Here is a 15,227-nt window from a genome sequence, read left to right as displayed (position 1 = left end):
CTTTCTGGAATACCCAATGACTCAGCTGAAGCTACCCGATATCGCCGCACAGAACCTGGACCAGTCCCAGCCGTTGGATTGGGTAGGCATGTGCGGCATCGCTTTGCCCATCATCTTCGAAGGGCGTACGGCGGCTGCAAAGATCGACGCGGGAGTAAGCCTGGTGGATGGCAGCTCCAGAGGCATTCACATGTCACGGCTTTACCTGGCGCTGGAATCTCTAGAGCAAGTGCCGTTGACGCCTGTCGTACTACGACGGCTACTGGCCAACTTCCTCACGAGCCATGAGGGGCTTTCATCCGCGAGTTACATCCGCCTACGCTTCGAGCATTTGCTGAAAAGACCTGCACTGGTTAGCCCTCTAGCTGGCTGGAAGAGCTACGAAGTAGAAGTGAATGCGCGTATCGAAAACGAAATGTTCCACGTGGAACTATCCGTGTCAGTCCCCTACTCGTCTACCTGCCCATGCTCGGCGGCCTTGGCCAGACAACTCATCCAGCAGCAGTTCCAAGCCTCATTCACGGCTGAGCACGTGGACCGGGAAGCGGTAATGAGGTGGCTGGGAACGGCAGAGGGCATCGTTGCAACCCCCCATAGCCAAAGAAGCCTGGCCAAGATTCAAGTCAGGCTGCGGAGTAATCAGGCGACGTTACCCATCACCGAACTGATCGATCAGGTGGAGACCAGCCTGGGTACTGCCGTGCAAACAGCGGTAAAGCGTGCTGATGAGCAAGCTTTCGCGCTGGCCAATGGCCAAAACCTGATGTTCTGCGAAGACGCCGCGCGAAGGCTGCATGAAACATTGAAGCATGCGCCGTGGAGCAGCGCGTTCAAGATACGCGTGGAGCATGCAGAAAGCCTGCATGCCCACGACGCTGTGGCGACAAGCCAGTGGGGCTGGGAGGTCAGGTGCGAGGCTTGACCGCGCCGCAATCGTTGCCCAGCCATACAGCGCGGGTATTCATGCTGCCCTGCTGCTGCACCCCAGAGGCATTAAAGGTACCGTTCACCTGCGTGGTGAATTCCCTGTCACTGAGGAACGTGGCCTGACCGCTGCCTTGGGCTTTGGGGCAGCTGAACTGAAACTTCCAGACGTTGCCCGTGCGGTCGGTGATTTTCTGCGTGCAGCCGGACTTGGGGTCCTGCAAGGGGATGTCGTTGGTTGCCACCTGCTGCGGGGTCAGGCAAGAGCGCACGCCCTTACCGCCAACGGTAACGCCCTGTTTGGCCAACACACCTTCCATCATTGCCCGTTGCTCGGGTGGCAGGTTTTTCAACTGGCTGAGCATGAATTCCATATCGGGTAGCGGTTTACCGTCCACCTGCATGTTGCTGGTGGTCAACTCCCACAAACCCGGTTGCAGCATCTGGGCCTGCGCACCGGCACTGCTCAAACCCAGGGCCAACGCCAACAGTGGCAGACGAATCTTCATGGACAAACGCTCCTGAAAAAAGCCGGACGACCCGGACAATATCCCGCTTAGACGCTAAAAATAAGCGGTTGTTGCAGGCGAACCCGGAACGTGTTCTGTTACCTAAGGTGTATTCAATAAGCAGGATGCATATGGATTACCACAGCCCCTACTTCTTCGGTTACCTCTTGGGTGTTGTTCACCTGTTGGGGGTCGTCGCCGCACTGCACGCGCTGTTTACCGTGCGCACTGCCCAAGGTGCGATCGCCTGGGCGATGCCGCTGTTTTTCATCCCGTACTTCACGTTGATCCCTTACCTGATATTCGGTGCCCGCTCGTTCTACGCCTACATCAAGGCCAGGCGCCAGGCCAATCAGGAGATGCACGTGGCAATGGCCAACCTGAACTGGCGACCGTGGGTTGAAGAAGCGCTGGCGGCCCGCGCCTCGGCCAGCTACGCCGCGCTAAGGGCGATGCCCAAGCTCAGCCGCATGCCATGCCTGGCCAATAACCAGGTGGAGTTGCTGATTGATGGCAAGCAAACCTTCGATGCGATCTTCGAAGCCATCGAGAACGCCAAGGAAGTCGTGCTGGTACAGTTCTTCATCATCCACAACGACGCTTTGGGTAAAGCGTTGCAAGCGCTGTTGCTGCGCAAGGCTGCCGATGGCGTGAAGGTGTTCGTGCTGTACGACCGGGTAGGCAGCCACGCTTTGCCGGCGAGTTACAGCCAGCGGTTGCGCGAAGGCGGTGTACAGATCCATGCCTTCGCCACACGCCGAGGCTGGTTCAACCGCTTGCAGGTCAACTTCCGCAACCATCGCAAGATCGTCGTGGTGGACGGCGTGGTGGGCTTCATCGGCGGGCACAACGTCGGTGACGAATACCTGGGGGCCGACCCCAAGCTGTCACCCTGGCGGGATACGCACGTACGCATCAACGGGCCTGTGCTGGCCTGCCTGCAGGAATCCTTTGCCGAAGACTGGTACTGGGCCACCCGCCAGCTACCGCCGTTGATTCTGCTGGATACCTACCCCGATAACGGCGTGCTCTGCCAGGCCCTTGCCAGCGGCCCGGCCGACTCGCAGGAGACCTGCGCGCTGTTCTTCCTGGAAGCGATCCACTCCGCCACCCGGCGAGTCTGGATCACCAGCCCCTACTTCGTTCCCGACGAGGCGGTATTCGCCGCACTGCGCCTGGCGGTGTTGCGGGGTGTGGACGTGCGGGTACTGATCCCGTCACGCCCGGACCACCGTGTGGTCTACGCCGCCTCCAGCCTATTCGCGTTCGAAGCCGTGCGCGCGGGTGTGCGCATGTTCCGTTATCAGCCGGGGTTTCTGCATCAGAAAGTGGTGCTGGTGGATGACGAGATCAGCGCGATAGGCAGCGCCAACCTGGACAACCGTTCGTTCCGCCTTAATTTTGAAATTACCTTGCTGACCGTGGACCGAGACTTCGCCGACAAGGTCGAGCAAATGCTCAATGACGACTTTGCACAAGCACGGGAGATAACCGCCGAAGACAGCCAGACCACTCACCGGGTGCAGCAATTGGGCATGCGCATTGCGCGCCTGATTTCACCCGTTCTGTAGGCGCCATACACAACCAAGGCGACCCTGCCATTTCGGTAGGGTCGCCCGGTTTGCGACGGCGGTCAGCGATACAGGTGTTCGCGGGTCCAGGGCAGCTCGTGGTGCCCATCTGCGTAGGGCTTCACTGCCAGTATCTGGTGCAGGTTGATCCAACCCTTTTCGAAGGCATAGGCACAACCTGCCAGGTACAGCCGCCAGATACGCAGGGTTTTTTCCGGGACCAACGCAGCGGCATTGTGCAGCTGGTTTTCCAGGTTCTCGCTCCAGTGGTGCAAGGTCTTGGCGTAGTGCATGCGCAAGCTCTCGACATCCACCACCTCAAGCCCCGCTTCGCACACGCTGGCCGTAATCATCGACAAGTGCGGCAGCTCCCCATGGGGGAATACGTAGCGGTCGATGAACTCACCCGCCCCCCGCCCTACAGGCCGACCATCCACATGCTTGGCCGTGATGCCGTGGTTCATTACCAGGCCGCCTTCACGTACCGCATTGAATAGCGTCTGGGAATACAACGGCAAGTTGGCGTGCCCCACGTGCTCGAACATGCCCACACTCACGACCTTGTCGAAGCGACCGTCCTGGGGTAAATCCCGGTAGTCCAGAATCTGCAGGTCGACCTGGTCGCCCAGGCCCTCGTCCTCGACGCGCTGCCGCCCAAGTTTGAGCTGCTCTTTGCTCAAGGTTATGCCGAATACCTTGGCGCCGTACTCCCGTGCCGCAAAGCGGGCCAGGCCACCCCAGCCGCAGCCGACATCCAGCAGATAGTCACCTGCACCGAGGCGCAGCTTGCGGCAGATATGGTCGAACTTGTCCTGCTGGGCCTGCTGCAACGTGTTGTCCGGCTCACGGAAATAGGCACAGGAATACACCATGTCCGGGTCCAGCCACAGCGCGTAGAACGCGTTGGAAACATCGTAGTGGTAGGAGATCGCCTCGGCGTCGGTGTCCTTGTCGTGGGCCAGCCGCTGGGGAATACGCTCATCCTCACCACCCAGCAAGGCTTCACTCAGCTCGTCACACACCCGGATGGCTTCGGCAATGTCGCCTTCCAGTTCGAGCTTGCCCTCGACGAAGGCAGTACCCAGCTCATTCATGCTCGGATGCGTCAGCTGGGTAATCAGCTGTGGCTCCTTGACCAGGATAGTCACCTGAGGGCTGGGCCCAAGGTCAAAGTAGTTGCCGTCCCACAGCTTGAGGCGAAGTGGCAGATGCAGATGCTGCAATGCCGGTGGAAGTTGAGCAAACATGAAGCACCCTCCCGTCCCCTGTGCAGGGGAAGACCCATGTCATTTCGAAAGCCACCGGCATAGCGTAGTTCATTGGCAGGAAGTTTCTGTTAAACGAAGGGCGTAGGTAAGCACTGGCGCCTAAAGCTTCATGTTGAACGACACGAATGCAGAGCGGCCCGGTGCAGGGGAGAACATGGCCTGGTCATCACCGCCCCAGAAGAAATTGTCGTACCAGACATACTCGTACTGGCGGTCAAATAGGTTTTTCACCTGCAGGTCGACGCGGGTGGCAGGCGTTATGCGATAGCTGACGCTGGCATCTGCAACCACGAAGCCACCGTATTTGCCCTGCTCGTTCAGCTCATCGATGTAGTAGCTGCCCTGGGCCCGCCCTTGCACGCCGAACTTCCAGTCATCGTTATAGCGGTAGTCCACGCCCACATTGCTGATGTACCGGGGGGTAGAGAACACTTCCTTGCCAGACAGCGACTGGCCGGACGCAGAGTAGGCCTTCACTACCTTGGCCTCCTGAATGGCGTGAGAAGCCCAGACCGTCCACTGTTCATCCAGTTGCGCGGTGATCTGCATGTCTACACCCCGCCGGCGCGTTTCACCCAACCCTACGGTAGTGCCCGTACTCGGCATGTTGGCCACTTCGTCGGTGGCATCCTGTTGCCAAAGTGCAACCCGGGCCTGGGCGCCTTCGAAGGGGCGGAACTTGATACCGACTTCCTTGCCGGTGTTGATCGAAGGGTCGTAAGAAGCCTGGCCTGGCGTCATGTAAGCGGGCGGGGTAGAGCCCGTCAGAATCTGGAAGGTTCGCCCCCAGTTGGCGTACAGGTCGATATCGGGGGTAAGGCTGTAGATCACGCTGAGCTTGGGTTGACGGATCCAGCCGTAGTCCTGCAGCGGCGCTTTTACGCCCCCGAGCAGCTCGGTGTTGCCAGAGAACTTGTCCACGCGCATGGCCGGGATGATCTTCAGTGACTCGGTGGGCTGGATCACAGCCTGCACATAGCCGCCGATGTTGCGCAGGGTGTAGCTGTCGTCATTCTGCACCCGGGCCGGCTTCACATCGAAATCGGTAGGGATGCCGAAGCTGTAGCGCAGGCGCCTATAAGTGTTGTCCTGCTCTTCGTAATTGATGCCGCCATCGAGGGTGAGCAGGTCGTTGATGCGCCAGGTGAGGTTGTTGAGCACCCCGGTTTGCTGCTCATCCCACTGCCGGCGCTGTCGCGGCGCATTGCCTGGCCGATAGTCTGTAAAGGTGATGGTGCGGTCGTCGTTGTAGCTGTTGAAGTACAGCTTGCTGCTCAGGTTGAGGTCGTCGTTGAGCTGCCAGTCGGCGTGCAGGCTGAGGTGCTTCATGTCCCGGTCATCGCCATCGTTGGCATTTTTTTCGGGCGACTGGGTACGGCTGGCGTGCATCTGTTCGCGGGTCAGAAAACCCGGCTCTTCAGCCTGGTGATGGTACAGCCGTGCAATCAGCCCAATGCGGAAGTTCTGTTCATCATTGCTGACGAACCACTTACCGCCCAGTGCGTACTTGTTGGACTGGCTATGGTCACGGTAGCCGTCGCTGTCTTGCTTGGCGAGGATGTAGTTCTGGGCAACGTTGCCTTCTTCGTGCCCGACCGCCAGCTGTATTTCGCGGGTGTCGAAGCTGCCGTAGGTAACCCGGCTATCAACGTAGTTGCCACCCTGGCGGGTGGCGAAGTTGATATTGCCGGCGATGTTATGCAGGCCGTAACGCGGGTCGTTGGTACCGCGCACCACTTCGATGTAGTCGATATCCAGCGGGAAGATCATGTCGATGAAGCGCTGGTTGCCGCTGTTCACGTTGCTGGGAATACCGTCGATGAGGGTCTTGATGCCGTTGATGTAGCCCTCGCCATTGAATGCACGGAACGTGACCTTGCCAGACTCGGCGCCCTGCCCCGTTTCCGTGAGCTGAATACCCGGCATCTGGCCTAGCAACTGCCAGCTGTTCATCACGTTCTTTTCCTGCACTTGGTCGCCACCCAGCACATCCACCGAGGTGAGTACATGTTCGGTGCTCAGTGCCACCCCTGCATTTTGGGTGATGTTCACCTCGCCAAGGGTGATGGTGGAGTTGCCGGTCTGGTCGGCGAACAGTTCAGGGGAGAACATCACCGTAAACATGGCGAGGGAGGCCGGGGTGAATCGCATGGGAGCTCCTGGGCTGCAAAGATGAAAGTGCGGGCGGCGCGGGTCTGAGCCTGCTTTAGCCGCAAACGTTATATCATAACCACTAATAGCTGTAATGAGCCTGATATTGGCCGAGCACATGCGCCCCGTAAGGGGCTCCCAGAATGCTCACCTCATCAGTTCAAAGCAGCTAACGTCAGCCGATATCCGCCATGACCGTGTCCACCGCCTCAATCAACATGTCTGCATGCTCTTTGGTATAGGTCAGCAGTGGTCTGATCTTGAGTACGTTTTCCAGTGGCCCTGAGGCACTGATCAGCACACCCTTTTCCCGCATGCTGTTAACCACCTTCCGAGCCTGCTCGGCTGCCGGCTGCCGGGTAACGCGGTCGGTCACCAACTCGACACCCAGGAACATCCCCGCGCCGCGCACGTCGCCCATGCACGCATGCCGCTGCGCAAGCCGGGACAACCCCTCAAGCAGGTAGCCGCCAATAGCGTGCGACTGCTGCTGCAGGTTCTGCTCCTGAATAACATCCAGCACCGCCTTGCCCGCCGCGCACGACACCGGGTTGCCCCCAAAGGTGTTGAAATAGCGCATGTGCCTGCCAAAGCAATCGACCACCTCACTGCGCCCCACCAGGCCAGCAATGGGTTGCCCGTTGCCCATGGGCTTGCCCAGCGTGACCATATCCGGATGCACGCCATGGCGCATGAAGCCCCACATGTTCAACCCGGTGCGAGCGAAGCCTGGCTGAACTTCGTCGGCGATATACAGCAAGCCTTCGGCCTGGGCCGCTGCAATGCCCGCGGCCATGAAGCCCGCGGGCCCAACCAGCACACCGTCACTGGAGAAAATGCCATCCATCACGATGGCGGCGGGGCGTATGCCGTGTGCTTTCATGTCCTGGATGGCTGCCTTTATGTCGGCTTCAAACAACGCGGAAACGTTGTCGGCACCCAGCCGGTAGGCATCCGGCGCCCTGACGGTGCGCACATGGCTGGGCAACACCATACCGCGACCCAGGGAGGGCGACAGCTCTGCCACATCGCCGGTGACACCGTGATAGGCAAACTGAGTGATGATGATACCGGTACCGCCGGTATAGTGCCTGGCCATGCGCAGTGCCAGGTCGTTCGCTTCACTGCCGGTACAGGTGAACATTACCCGGTCCAAGTCACTCGGGAAGGTCCCCAGCAGCTGCTCGGCGTAGTCGAGAATGCCCTCCTGCAAATAGCGGGTATGGGTGTTGAGCTGCTGGGCCTGGCGATGCATTGCCTCCACCACGCGCGGGTGGCAGTGCCCAATTGATGCGACGTTGTTGTAGGCATCCAGGTAGCGACGGCCCTGCTCATCGAACAGCCACACGCCCTCGCCTCGCACCGTGTGCAGCGGCCGTTCGTAGAACAACCTGTAGGCAGGGCCCAGCAAGCGTTCACGACGTTCTACAAGGCGCCGCTCCTGTTCCGTGAGCCGCGCCGCATCGTCTGGGGTGAAACCATTGACCATGCTCATGCCCTGCCCTCCCGGCTACAGGCCGCCAGTATTCGCTTTTCGATCTCCGCCCGCGGCAGGGCCGCGATCGATGCAAGGCTCGCCCATGCACGCTGGGAGTTACGGTGGATGTAGGCGCGGTTTTCCGGGTGCAGCTGCGCACGCCATGAATTTATGCACAGGGCCGAGGCCAGCCGGGTGCGCAGCAGCTCAGGCAGCAGTTGCAGCTCTTCGCGGGCAAGCGGGTTGTGCTGGTGATACGCGGCGATGACATCCAGCGCCGGCGCCAGGGTGTCGCCATCGTGGCCAAGATGGTACGAAGCCGCCACAGCCACTTCATTGATCAGCGGTGCGTGAACCATGTCTCCGAAGTCGAGGATGTTGCGCAATACATCCGGGTTGTCAGCATCCACGATGATGTTGTGGGGGTTCATGTCGTTGTGGATAACTTGCCTACGCAGCCCAGCCATCGTCGGCACCACCCGTGCTTCGAACTGATCCAGGCTCTGCTCCACCAGCGCGCGACCCTGCCCCGGTTCGAGATGGGCAAGCAGGGGCCGAAGGTGCGCCGCATGTTGCATGTCCCAGAGCAACGTGTGGCGGGCAGCCGGGTGATCGAAACCTTCCAGCGCAACATCCAGGCGGGCGAGAGACGCCCCCAGTGACCGACGAAACGCTTGGGTAGTGCGGCCTACCCGGTACAGTTGCATACCGTCGACGAATGACAGAAGCCGGGCCAGCATACGTTGACCGTTGACTTCGACGCGCACGAAGTGGTCGCCGGCCAGTGAGGTGTGTACGCGCTGCACAGGCAAGGCTGGGTCACGCAAGGCGATGCAGCGCATTGCCTGATTATGAAAATCGACAACGTCAGGGTTTTCCAGCGGATGGGAAAGCTTCAGCAAGCGGGATGCCCCGTCAGGCAATAGCACCCGAAAATTCAGGTCTCTTTCACCGCCAAGTTTTTCGAGCGTGCCGCTTAAGCCGAAGTGCCGATGCAGTACCTCGCCCGCCTGGGCATCACTGACGTGCGCCGGGGCGACTTCCAGCAAGCTGTCATCGATTGCGAAATTTTCGAGCGGCATAACCCTACCCCTTATCTGGCGCGAAACCGGCGCCCGCCCCGCAGGCGCCATCATGCATTACTTGTTGACCCAGGCGTTGAAGCGCTCTTCCAGGTCTTCGCCATGGTCGATCCAGAACTCGGCATCCGTAGCCCGGGCGTTCTTGAGGTTGTCTGGCGCGGTTGGCAATTTGTCGCCGACTTTTCTGTCTACCAGTTCTACCGCATGCCTGTTGCTTGGCCCGTAGGGAATGGCTTCGACGAAATGCTTCTGTTGCACAGGTTCGCTTGCAAAGGCAATGAACGTTTCTGCCAGGGCTTTTTTCGGGCTGCCTTTCACAATTGCCCAGTGGTCCAGGTCGTACAGGCTGCCGTTCCACTGCATGGCAAATGACTGGCCCTCGTCCTGGGCCGACGTCACCCGGCCGTTGTAGGCCGAGGTCATTACCACATCACCGGATACCAACCATTGCAGAGGCTGTGCGCCGGAATCCCACCACTGGATATTGGGCTTTATCTGGTCCAGCTTCTTGAACGCGCGCTGCACACCGGCTTCCGTTCCCAGCACCTGGTACAGATCCTTCAGGGGGACCCCATCGGCAATCAGGGCGAATTCCAGGGTGAACTTGGCACCCCGGCGCAGGCCCCGCTTGCCCGGGTACTTCTTCACATCCCAGAAGTCGGCCCAGCCCTGGGGCGCCGAGGCGACTTTTTTGGGGTCGAATGTGAGGACAGTCGACCAGATGAAAATACCGACCCCACAATCGCTTACCGCAGCGGGGATGAAGTCTTCTTTCTTGCCTATCCGCCCCCAATCCAAAGGCTCGAACAGGCCTTCACTGCACCCGCGAATCAGCTCGGGCGACTCCACTTCCACCACATCCCAGCTGGTTTTGCCGGTATCGGCCATGACTTTGATCTTGGCCATTTCGCCGTTGTAGTCATCTGCCGTAATGGGGGTGGCGTACTGTGCAGTGAAGGGTTGGTAGAAGGCCTTTTCCTGGGCCTGGCGGTTGTTCCCGCCAAACGACACTACGGTCAGCCTCTCAGCGGCGCTGAGGGGGCCTGCGAGTGTTCCAAGTATCAGTACCGCTGCGATTTTCTTGTTCATGCGTCTCTCCAGGTGCGCTACGAGGTCGTGGGCAGCTTCAAGGGATGGCAGTTTTTTTGTAGTGGCAGCAAACAGATCAGGCAGTGCGCCTCTCAGGAGGCGGCGAGTCATTTAACCACAATCCAAATATGATGCATCATATTTTTACGCTATGCTCTTCCCACTCATCACCGAAAGGACGCCACCATGACCGAACCACGCACCTTGTTGCTCACCGGCGCCAGCCGCGGCATCGGCCACGCGACGGTTAAGCACTTCAACGCGGCTGGCTGGCGAGTCTTCACCGCCTCTCGCCAGGACCTTGGCGAAGGCTGCCCATGGGCTGAAGGCTTCGCCAACCACATTCATCTCGACCTGGGCAACATCGAGGACGTCCAGGCGAGGCTGCCGGAGATCCGCGAAAAACTGGGTGGCCGCCTGGACGCGTTGGTGAACAACGCCGGCATTTCACCCAAGGGCGAGCACGGCGAGCGGCTGGGTGTGCTGGAGTCCGACTACGCCACCTGGCTGAACGTGTTCAACGTCAACCTGTTCTCCACCGCCCTGCTCGCCCGCGGGCTGTTCGAAGAACTGAAGGCTGCAAAGGGCTCGGTCATCAATGTCACCTCCATCGCAGGCTCCCGGGTACACCCCTTTGCAGGCGTGGCCTATGCCTGTTCCAAGGCGGCGCTGTCTGCACTCACTCGGGAAATGGCCCATGATTTCGGCCAGCACGGCGTAAGGGTCAACGCCATTGCACCCGGTGAAATCGACACGTCGATCCTGTCTGCAGGCACCGAGCTGATCGTTGAGCGTTCGATCCCGATGAAGCGCATGGGTAAACCGGAGGAAGTCGCAGCGCTGGTGCATTTCCTGTGTACCCACGGGGCGTCTTACGTGAACGGTGCAGAAATACACGTGAATGGTGGGCAACATGTTTGAGTTATTCGATAATCTGCCGTGGAAGGTTCCCCTCCGCCGCCGGTCCTGTGCCGTACACGAGTAAGCAATGAACTACCCCATCGAGAACCTGAAACACTCCTACTTGGGCAGCGGCATCTATGGCCTGTTACGCGAGGCGTTGATTACCGGTCGCTTCCAGCCCAACGACAGGCTGCGTATTCGCGACCTGGCCGAGCAACTGGGCACCAGCGTTACGCCGGTACGGGATGCGATTCTGCAACTGGCCAAGGAGCAGGCGCTGGTTCTCAAAACGCCCAGGGACATCCGCGTCCCGATGCTGACCTCCAAGCAGTTTCTGGAAATCCGCCGTATCCGCCTTTCCCTCGAAGGCCTGGCAGCCGAAACAGCAGCCGCGCACGTGACAACGCCACAGCTCGAACGGCTCGAAAGCTGTATCGAGGACAACCTGGCTGCGATCCAGGCCAACCACCTGGCGGCCGCACTTACCCACAACCATGAATTCCACTATGCGCTCACCGAAATAGCCGACATGCCGATGCTGTCCAGCCTGCTGGATGGCCTGTGGATGCGCACAGGGCCGTTGATTGCGCGGGCGTATGGCAGCTTCAATGAACGCATGGCCATCGACCATCACTGGGACGTGCTGGCGGCGCTCAAGAACAAGGACGGGGCTGCCGCCCGGGAGGCGATCTGTACGGATATTCTGGATGGGAGCCAGAAGATGCTGGAGTATGTGCAGTTGGAACATGATTGACGGAAGTTCTTTACATACTGAGTGTTTTTTATTGATGTCTCACTAAGGGCCGTTGAACTTCATGTGGCACGCCACAACGGCCACTGTGCCTTGCTCCAATTTAAGTTTTACTGTGAAGGATTAGACTCGCACCTTACGTTAGTGACGGTGGTGCGGAGTTGTTAATGGCTGGTCTCAGGTATTACTACATGTTCGGTGTGCCGATCATGCTGTTAGCGCTCGACGGGTGCGCTCAGTCTCCCGCACTTCCCGTGCTTGGTGCCATCTTTCCCGACTGGCTGTTCGCAATCATCGGTGGTGTCCTCAGCACCGTTCTGCTGCATCTGATTTTGGCCAAAACATGCGGGTTCGGTCGGCTACAGCCTTTGGCATTTACGTATCCGGCGTTCACCGCACTGAGCGCGATGCTGGTCTGGCTGGCCGTCTTCCACCACTGAGCATGCCCATATGAACCGTTCACCTGCCCCAGAAAAAAGCAGCCGTATACCCGCCCTCGTTATCGGACTGATGTGCCTCGCGCTGCTGCTATACGTAATCTGGACGCTGGAGAACAGCCCAAGCACCGATGATGCCTACGTCTACGCGGATACCATCAACGTGGTGCCTGAAGTCAGCGGGCGAATCATCGAGTTACCGGTGCGCGACAACCAGAGCGTCAAAAAAGGTGATTTGCTGCTGCGCATCGACCCAAGGCCCTACCAGGACAATCTCGACCAAGCCAGGGCACGTCTGGCCACGCTTGAGCAACAGATTGCCCTGACCCAACGAACGGTCAATGCCCAAACCTTCGAAGCAGCCTCTGCAGTCGCTTCCGTCGAACGTGCACGGGCTCAGGCCAAGCAGGCAACCGACACGCTTCAGCGCTACGAGAAACTATTGCCCAAGGGCTATATATCTGCGGAAGTCGTTGACCAGGCCAGGGCTAGCCAGCGGTCCACAGCGGCGGAGCTCAATACCTCGCGCTTCCAGGCAAAGCGCGCGACTGCAGCCGTCAGCGGCGTGGATGCACTGGTTGCACAACGGGCAGAGCTGCTGGCACAGATCTCGATTGCCGAACTGGATCTGGAATTCACCGAAGTCAGGGCACCTTTCGACGGGCGGGTTGCCTCGCTGCGTACTACCGTCGGGCAGTATGCTTCGGCCGCAAAACCAATCTTCACCCTGATCGATACACGTCACTGGTATGTGATCGCCAACTTCAGAGAAACCGACCTCCAGGGTATGCGCCCGGGCACTCCGGCCACCGTCTACCTGATGACCGATAGCGGTCAGCGTTTTCATGCCCGTGTCGACTCATTGAGCTTTGGTGTGCTACCCGATGATGGTGGCGCTGTAGTCGAAGGGCTTCCCCGTGTGCAACGCAGCATCAACTGGGTTCGGGTCTCTCAACGCTTTCCAGTGAAACTTGAGGTACTTGAGCCCAACGCAGATCTTTTCCGTGTTGGCGCTTCGGCAGTGGCGGTTCTGGAGCCTGGGCGACATGACTCGGCAAGCCGATGACCGACGTCAACAGTGTCGAGCAGGAGCAGTTTGGGCTCAGGTTCATCATCGCTGAGATGAAAGCATATCCAGGCCGCTTGAACCTGGTACTGCGTACGGTTCTCAGCTGCGCCGTAGTAATCCTGGTTTCGATGTCGCTACAGGTTCCGTTGCTGGCGCTTTCGTTACTCGTGGTGTTCTACGTAACCCAGAGTAATGTCGTGATTACTCGGCTGGTCGGCACGTTGTTTCTGCTCGGTACCACACTGGCAATCGCTGCTTCGATTCTGCTGTTGAAATTCACCTATGCCTATCCGCTACTGCGTATCCTGGGCGCAGCGACGCTATTTTTCATCAGTGCCTACCTGATGCGGGTAACAGCTATCGGCGTGGTCTTCTTCATCGTTGGCATCGTCGTGATATATGTGCAGACCTTTGCCGACACCACCGACCAGCCGGAGCTTGTGGTCCGCTCGGTACTCTGGGTGTGGGTGGCTGTGTGTTACTCCATTGCCGTGACACTGTGCGTCAATACGCTATTTCTGCCCCTGGAGCCGTGGCGCCAGTTGCAAGCTCTGGTGGCGAGACAACTCGACAGCGTCGCGCAGCTATTAACAGGTGCCCAGCCCGTACCCCACATCGACGCCCGGCACATTCAGCGTACGGCCATTTCACTGCAGCAGCTACTGCGCTTTGCCTGCATGCGCGACCACAATGTGCGCCAGGAACAAGCGCTGCACTTGGCACGGGTAAATGCTGTCTGTCGCCTGTTGATGCTCACCGCACACCTGAACACCGACAGCACCCGGCCTCCCGAAGCGGCAGAGCTAAGCCGCGCGGTACTTGCGCTGAAGCTGATGGAGCCCAAAGCTGCAACCCACGCTTTGTCCACATTGGACCGCCTCGGTACTCGGCAGCTTCCAGGTGTCTACGAAGAGATCCGCACCACACTCCTTTCGCTGTCATTGCCAAATTTCGCGGGCGCAGCGGCACCCGCACCGAAACCACCTGTACTGGCCGCAGATGCCTTCTCCAACCCCCGATATGCCCAATTCGCCCTCAAGACCTTGCTGGCGGCTATGCTCTGCTACCTGTTCTACATGGCCACTGACTGGCCTGGCATCCACACCATCATGCTGACCTGCCTGATCGTCGCTCAACCTAGCCTCGGTGCGACTTGGATGAAGGCCTCACTGCGCGTTGGCGGCGCATTATTCGGTAGCGGGCTCGCCCTTGTGATGCTGGTTTGGGTAATACCTCACCTCACCGGCATTGTCGGGCTTATGTTCATGACACTACCGGTGATGGCTCTGGCGGCCTGGGTAGCAACCGGTTCTGAGCGCATCAGCTACGCCGGCGTGCAGATCATGTTTACGTTCTCCTTGGCACTTTTGGAAACCTTCGGGCCCAGTACCAATCTCACCGACGTGCGCGACCGCATGATAGGTATCGTAATGGGCGTGGTGATTTCGGTGTTCATCCATGCGGTGCTGTGGCCTGAGGCTGAGGGCGAGGCATTGCAACGCAGCATCGGCCGGCTCTTGCAGCGTATCTCGGCAAATCTGCGTATGCCGACACCCGCTACGGAAACGGCTGCACTGTGGGCGGAAATAGGTCAATGCGAGGCCGCATTGGCCAGGGTGGCAATAGAGCCAAGCTGGCAGGCGGGTGAAACCCATCAGGAGCACATGACCTACCGCCTACAACAAATCATTGCCTCTGCACGCTATCTGCTGATGGCCAACCACGCCCTGCAGATCGAAATTGAACACGGCAGCCAGTCGCCGGGCGATGCGCATGTTCTGGACGAAATACGAGCAGCGATGTGCGCGGCGCTGGATCACGGCAGGCAGATTTTCGAGCAACCCGACATCCAGCCCAGCCTGGAGCGCAAGCTTGCCCTCCTGCAAGCCCAAGCACAGCGCAACATCAGGGACCCACAACTGAGAAGGCGCGTAAGCGACACACTGCATGCGCTGGGCGCATTGCTGCATCGCTGAGCAGAGGTGATCGAGTGCCG

The 15,227-nt window shown here is 59.3% G+C and carries 13 protein-coding genes; 7 read left to right on the top strand and 6 right to left on the bottom strand.

Annotation, left to right across the window (positions count from 1 at the left end):
- Positions 1-16 precede the first annotated feature (16 nt).
- Complete coding sequence (gene folE2, locus PPA02S_RS02290) at positions 17-922, top strand: GTP cyclohydrolase FolE2 (RefSeq protein ID WP_028632830.1); 906 nt, start codon at positions 17-19, stop codon at positions 920-922.
- Here folE2 and PPA02S_RS02285 read toward each other — a convergent pair.
- The gene (locus tag PPA02S_RS02285) at positions 906-1,433 is read right to left on the bottom strand and encodes a DUF3617 domain-containing protein (protein ID WP_028632829.1); all 528 of its coding nucleotides are present in this window, start codon (positions 1,431-1,433) and stop codon (positions 906-908) included. The two genes, folE2 and PPA02S_RS02285, sit on opposite strands and share 17 nt — an antisense overlap.
- Before the next feature lie 131 nt (positions 1,434-1,564).
- Between PPA02S_RS02285 and cls the strand changes: the two genes are divergently transcribed.
- Positions 1,565-3,004 (top strand): cardiolipin synthase, encoded by a 1,440-nt coding sequence (gene cls / locus PPA02S_RS02280; RefSeq protein ID WP_028632828.1) that lies wholly within the window; start codon positions 1,565-1,567, stop codon positions 3,002-3,004.
- 62 nt (positions 3,005-3,066) lie between these two features.
- Here cls and cfaB read toward each other — a convergent pair whose 3' ends face one another.
- From cfaB to PPA02S_RS02255, 5 genes are all read right to left on the bottom strand, one after another.
- Complete coding sequence (gene cfaB / locus PPA02S_RS02275) at positions 3,067-4,251, bottom strand: C17 cyclopropane fatty acid synthase CfaB (RefSeq protein ID WP_028632827.1); 1,185 nt, start codon at positions 4,249-4,251, stop codon at positions 3,067-3,069.
- Between the two features lie 120 nt (positions 4,252-4,371).
- Positions 4,372-6,423 carry a TonB-dependent receptor gene (locus PPA02S_RS02270; protein WP_028632826.1) on the bottom strand — a complete coding sequence of 684 codons (2,052 nt, stop codon included), beginning with the start codon at positions 6,421-6,423 and terminating at the stop codon, positions 4,372-4,374.
- A gap of 175 nt (positions 6,424-6,598) precedes the next feature.
- The gene (locus PPA02S_RS02265; protein ID WP_028632825.1) at positions 6,599-7,918 is read right to left on the bottom strand and encodes an aspartate aminotransferase family protein; all 1,320 of its coding nucleotides are present in this window, start codon (positions 7,916-7,918) and stop codon (positions 6,599-6,601) included.
- The gene (locus PPA02S_RS02260) at positions 7,915-8,982 is read right to left on the bottom strand and encodes a phosphotransferase (protein WP_028632824.1); all 1,068 of its coding nucleotides are present in this window, start codon (positions 8,980-8,982) and stop codon (positions 7,915-7,917) included. Before PPA02S_RS02260 ends, PPA02S_RS02265 begins: the two co-directional genes overlap by 4 nt.
- A 57-nt stretch (positions 8,983-9,039) precedes the next feature.
- Entirely contained in the window at positions 9,040-10,071 is a 1,032-nt protein-coding gene (locus tag PPA02S_RS02255; protein WP_028632823.1) for an ABC transporter substrate-binding protein, read from the bottom strand.
- Between the two features lie 186 nt (positions 10,072-10,257).
- On the opposite strand from PPA02S_RS02255, the gene PPA02S_RS02250 reads away from it, so the two are divergent.
- The 5 genes from PPA02S_RS02250 to PPA02S_RS02230 all read left to right on the top strand — a co-directional run bounded on the left by PPA02S_RS02250 (position 10,258) and on the right by PPA02S_RS02230 (position 15,207).
- Entirely contained in the window at positions 10,258-10,992 is a 735-nt protein-coding gene (locus PPA02S_RS02250; RefSeq protein WP_028632822.1) for an SDR family NAD(P)-dependent oxidoreductase, read from the top strand.
- 67 nt (positions 10,993-11,059) lie between these two features.
- Positions 11,060-11,728: a GntR family transcriptional regulator gene (locus PPA02S_RS02245; protein ID WP_028632821.1), complete on the top strand. Its 669-nt coding sequence runs from the start codon at positions 11,060-11,062 to the stop codon at positions 11,726-11,728.
- Positions 11,729-11,916: 188 nt separating this feature from the next.
- Positions 11,917-12,165 (top strand): YtcA family lipoprotein, encoded by a 249-nt coding sequence (locus tag PPA02S_RS02240; protein WP_028632820.1) that lies wholly within the window; start codon positions 11,917-11,919, stop codon positions 12,163-12,165.
- A 10-nt stretch (positions 12,166-12,175) separates the two neighbouring features.
- A complete protein-coding gene (gene mdtN / locus PPA02S_RS02235; protein WP_033727967.1) occupies positions 12,176-13,228 on the top strand; it encodes a multidrug transporter subunit MdtN in 1,053 nt (350 codons plus the stop codon).
- The gene (locus tag PPA02S_RS02230; RefSeq protein WP_050577090.1) at positions 13,225-15,207 is read left to right on the top strand and encodes an FUSC family protein; all 1,983 of its coding nucleotides are present in this window, start codon (positions 13,225-13,227) and stop codon (positions 15,205-15,207) included. The genes mdtN and PPA02S_RS02230 overlap by 4 nt, the downstream gene beginning before the upstream one ends.
- The last annotated feature ends 20 nt before the right edge of the window (positions 15,208-15,227 follow it).

Origin of the sequence: Pseudomonas parafulva NBRC 16636 = DSM 17004 (assembly GCF_000730645.1) — a bacterium.
GTDB lineage: Bacteria > Pseudomonadota > Gammaproteobacteria > Pseudomonadales > Pseudomonadaceae > Aquipseudomonas > Aquipseudomonas parafulva.
Note: the sequence above shows the minus strand (reverse complement) of the source record. Positions and strands in the feature narration are given on the sequence as shown.

Excerpts from the sequence above, each read along its gene's own strand:
- cfaB (WP_028632827.1), bottom strand. The coding sequence starts at position 4,251 with ATGTTTGCTCAACTTCCACCGGCATTGCAGCATCTGCATCTGCCACTT.
- mdtN (WP_033727967.1), top strand. The coding sequence starts at position 12,176 with ATGAACCGTTCACCTGCCCCAGAAAAAAGCAGCCGTATACCCGCCCTC.
- PPA02S_RS02245 (WP_028632821.1), top strand. The coding sequence starts at position 11,060 with ATGAACTACCCCATCGAGAACCTGAAACACTCCTACTTGGGCAGCGGC.
- PPA02S_RS02250 (WP_028632822.1), top strand. The coding sequence starts at position 10,258 with ATGACCGAACCACGCACCTTGTTGCTCACCGGCGCCAGCCGCGGCATC.
- PPA02S_RS02240 (WP_028632820.1), top strand. The coding sequence starts at position 11,917 with ATGTTCGGTGTGCCGATCATGCTGTTAGCGCTCGACGGGTGCGCTCAG.
- PPA02S_RS02230 (WP_050577090.1), top strand. The coding sequence starts at position 13,225 with ATGACCGACGTCAACAGTGTCGAGCAGGAGCAGTTTGGGCTCAGGTTC.
- PPA02S_RS02255 (WP_028632823.1), bottom strand. The coding sequence starts at position 10,071 with ATGAACAAGAAAATCGCAGCGGTACTGATACTTGGAACACTCGCAGGC.
- cls (WP_028632828.1), top strand. The coding sequence starts at position 1,565 with ATGGATTACCACAGCCCCTACTTCTTCGGTTACCTCTTGGGTGTTGTT.
- PPA02S_RS02285 (WP_028632829.1), bottom strand. The coding sequence starts at position 1,433 with ATGAAGATTCGTCTGCCACTGTTGGCGTTGGCCCTGGGTTTGAGCAGT.
- PPA02S_RS02265 (WP_028632825.1), bottom strand. The coding sequence starts at position 7,918 with ATGAGCATGGTCAATGGTTTCACCCCAGACGATGCGGCGCGGCTCACG.
- PPA02S_RS02260 (WP_028632824.1), bottom strand. The coding sequence starts at position 8,982 with ATGCCGCTCGAAAATTTCGCAATCGATGACAGCTTGCTGGAAGTCGCC.
- PPA02S_RS02270 (WP_028632826.1), bottom strand. The coding sequence starts at position 6,423 with ATGCGATTCACCCCGGCCTCCCTCGCCATGTTTACGGTGATGTTCTCC.
- folE2 (WP_028632830.1), top strand. The coding sequence starts at position 17 with ATGACTCAGCTGAAGCTACCCGATATCGCCGCACAGAACCTGGACCAG.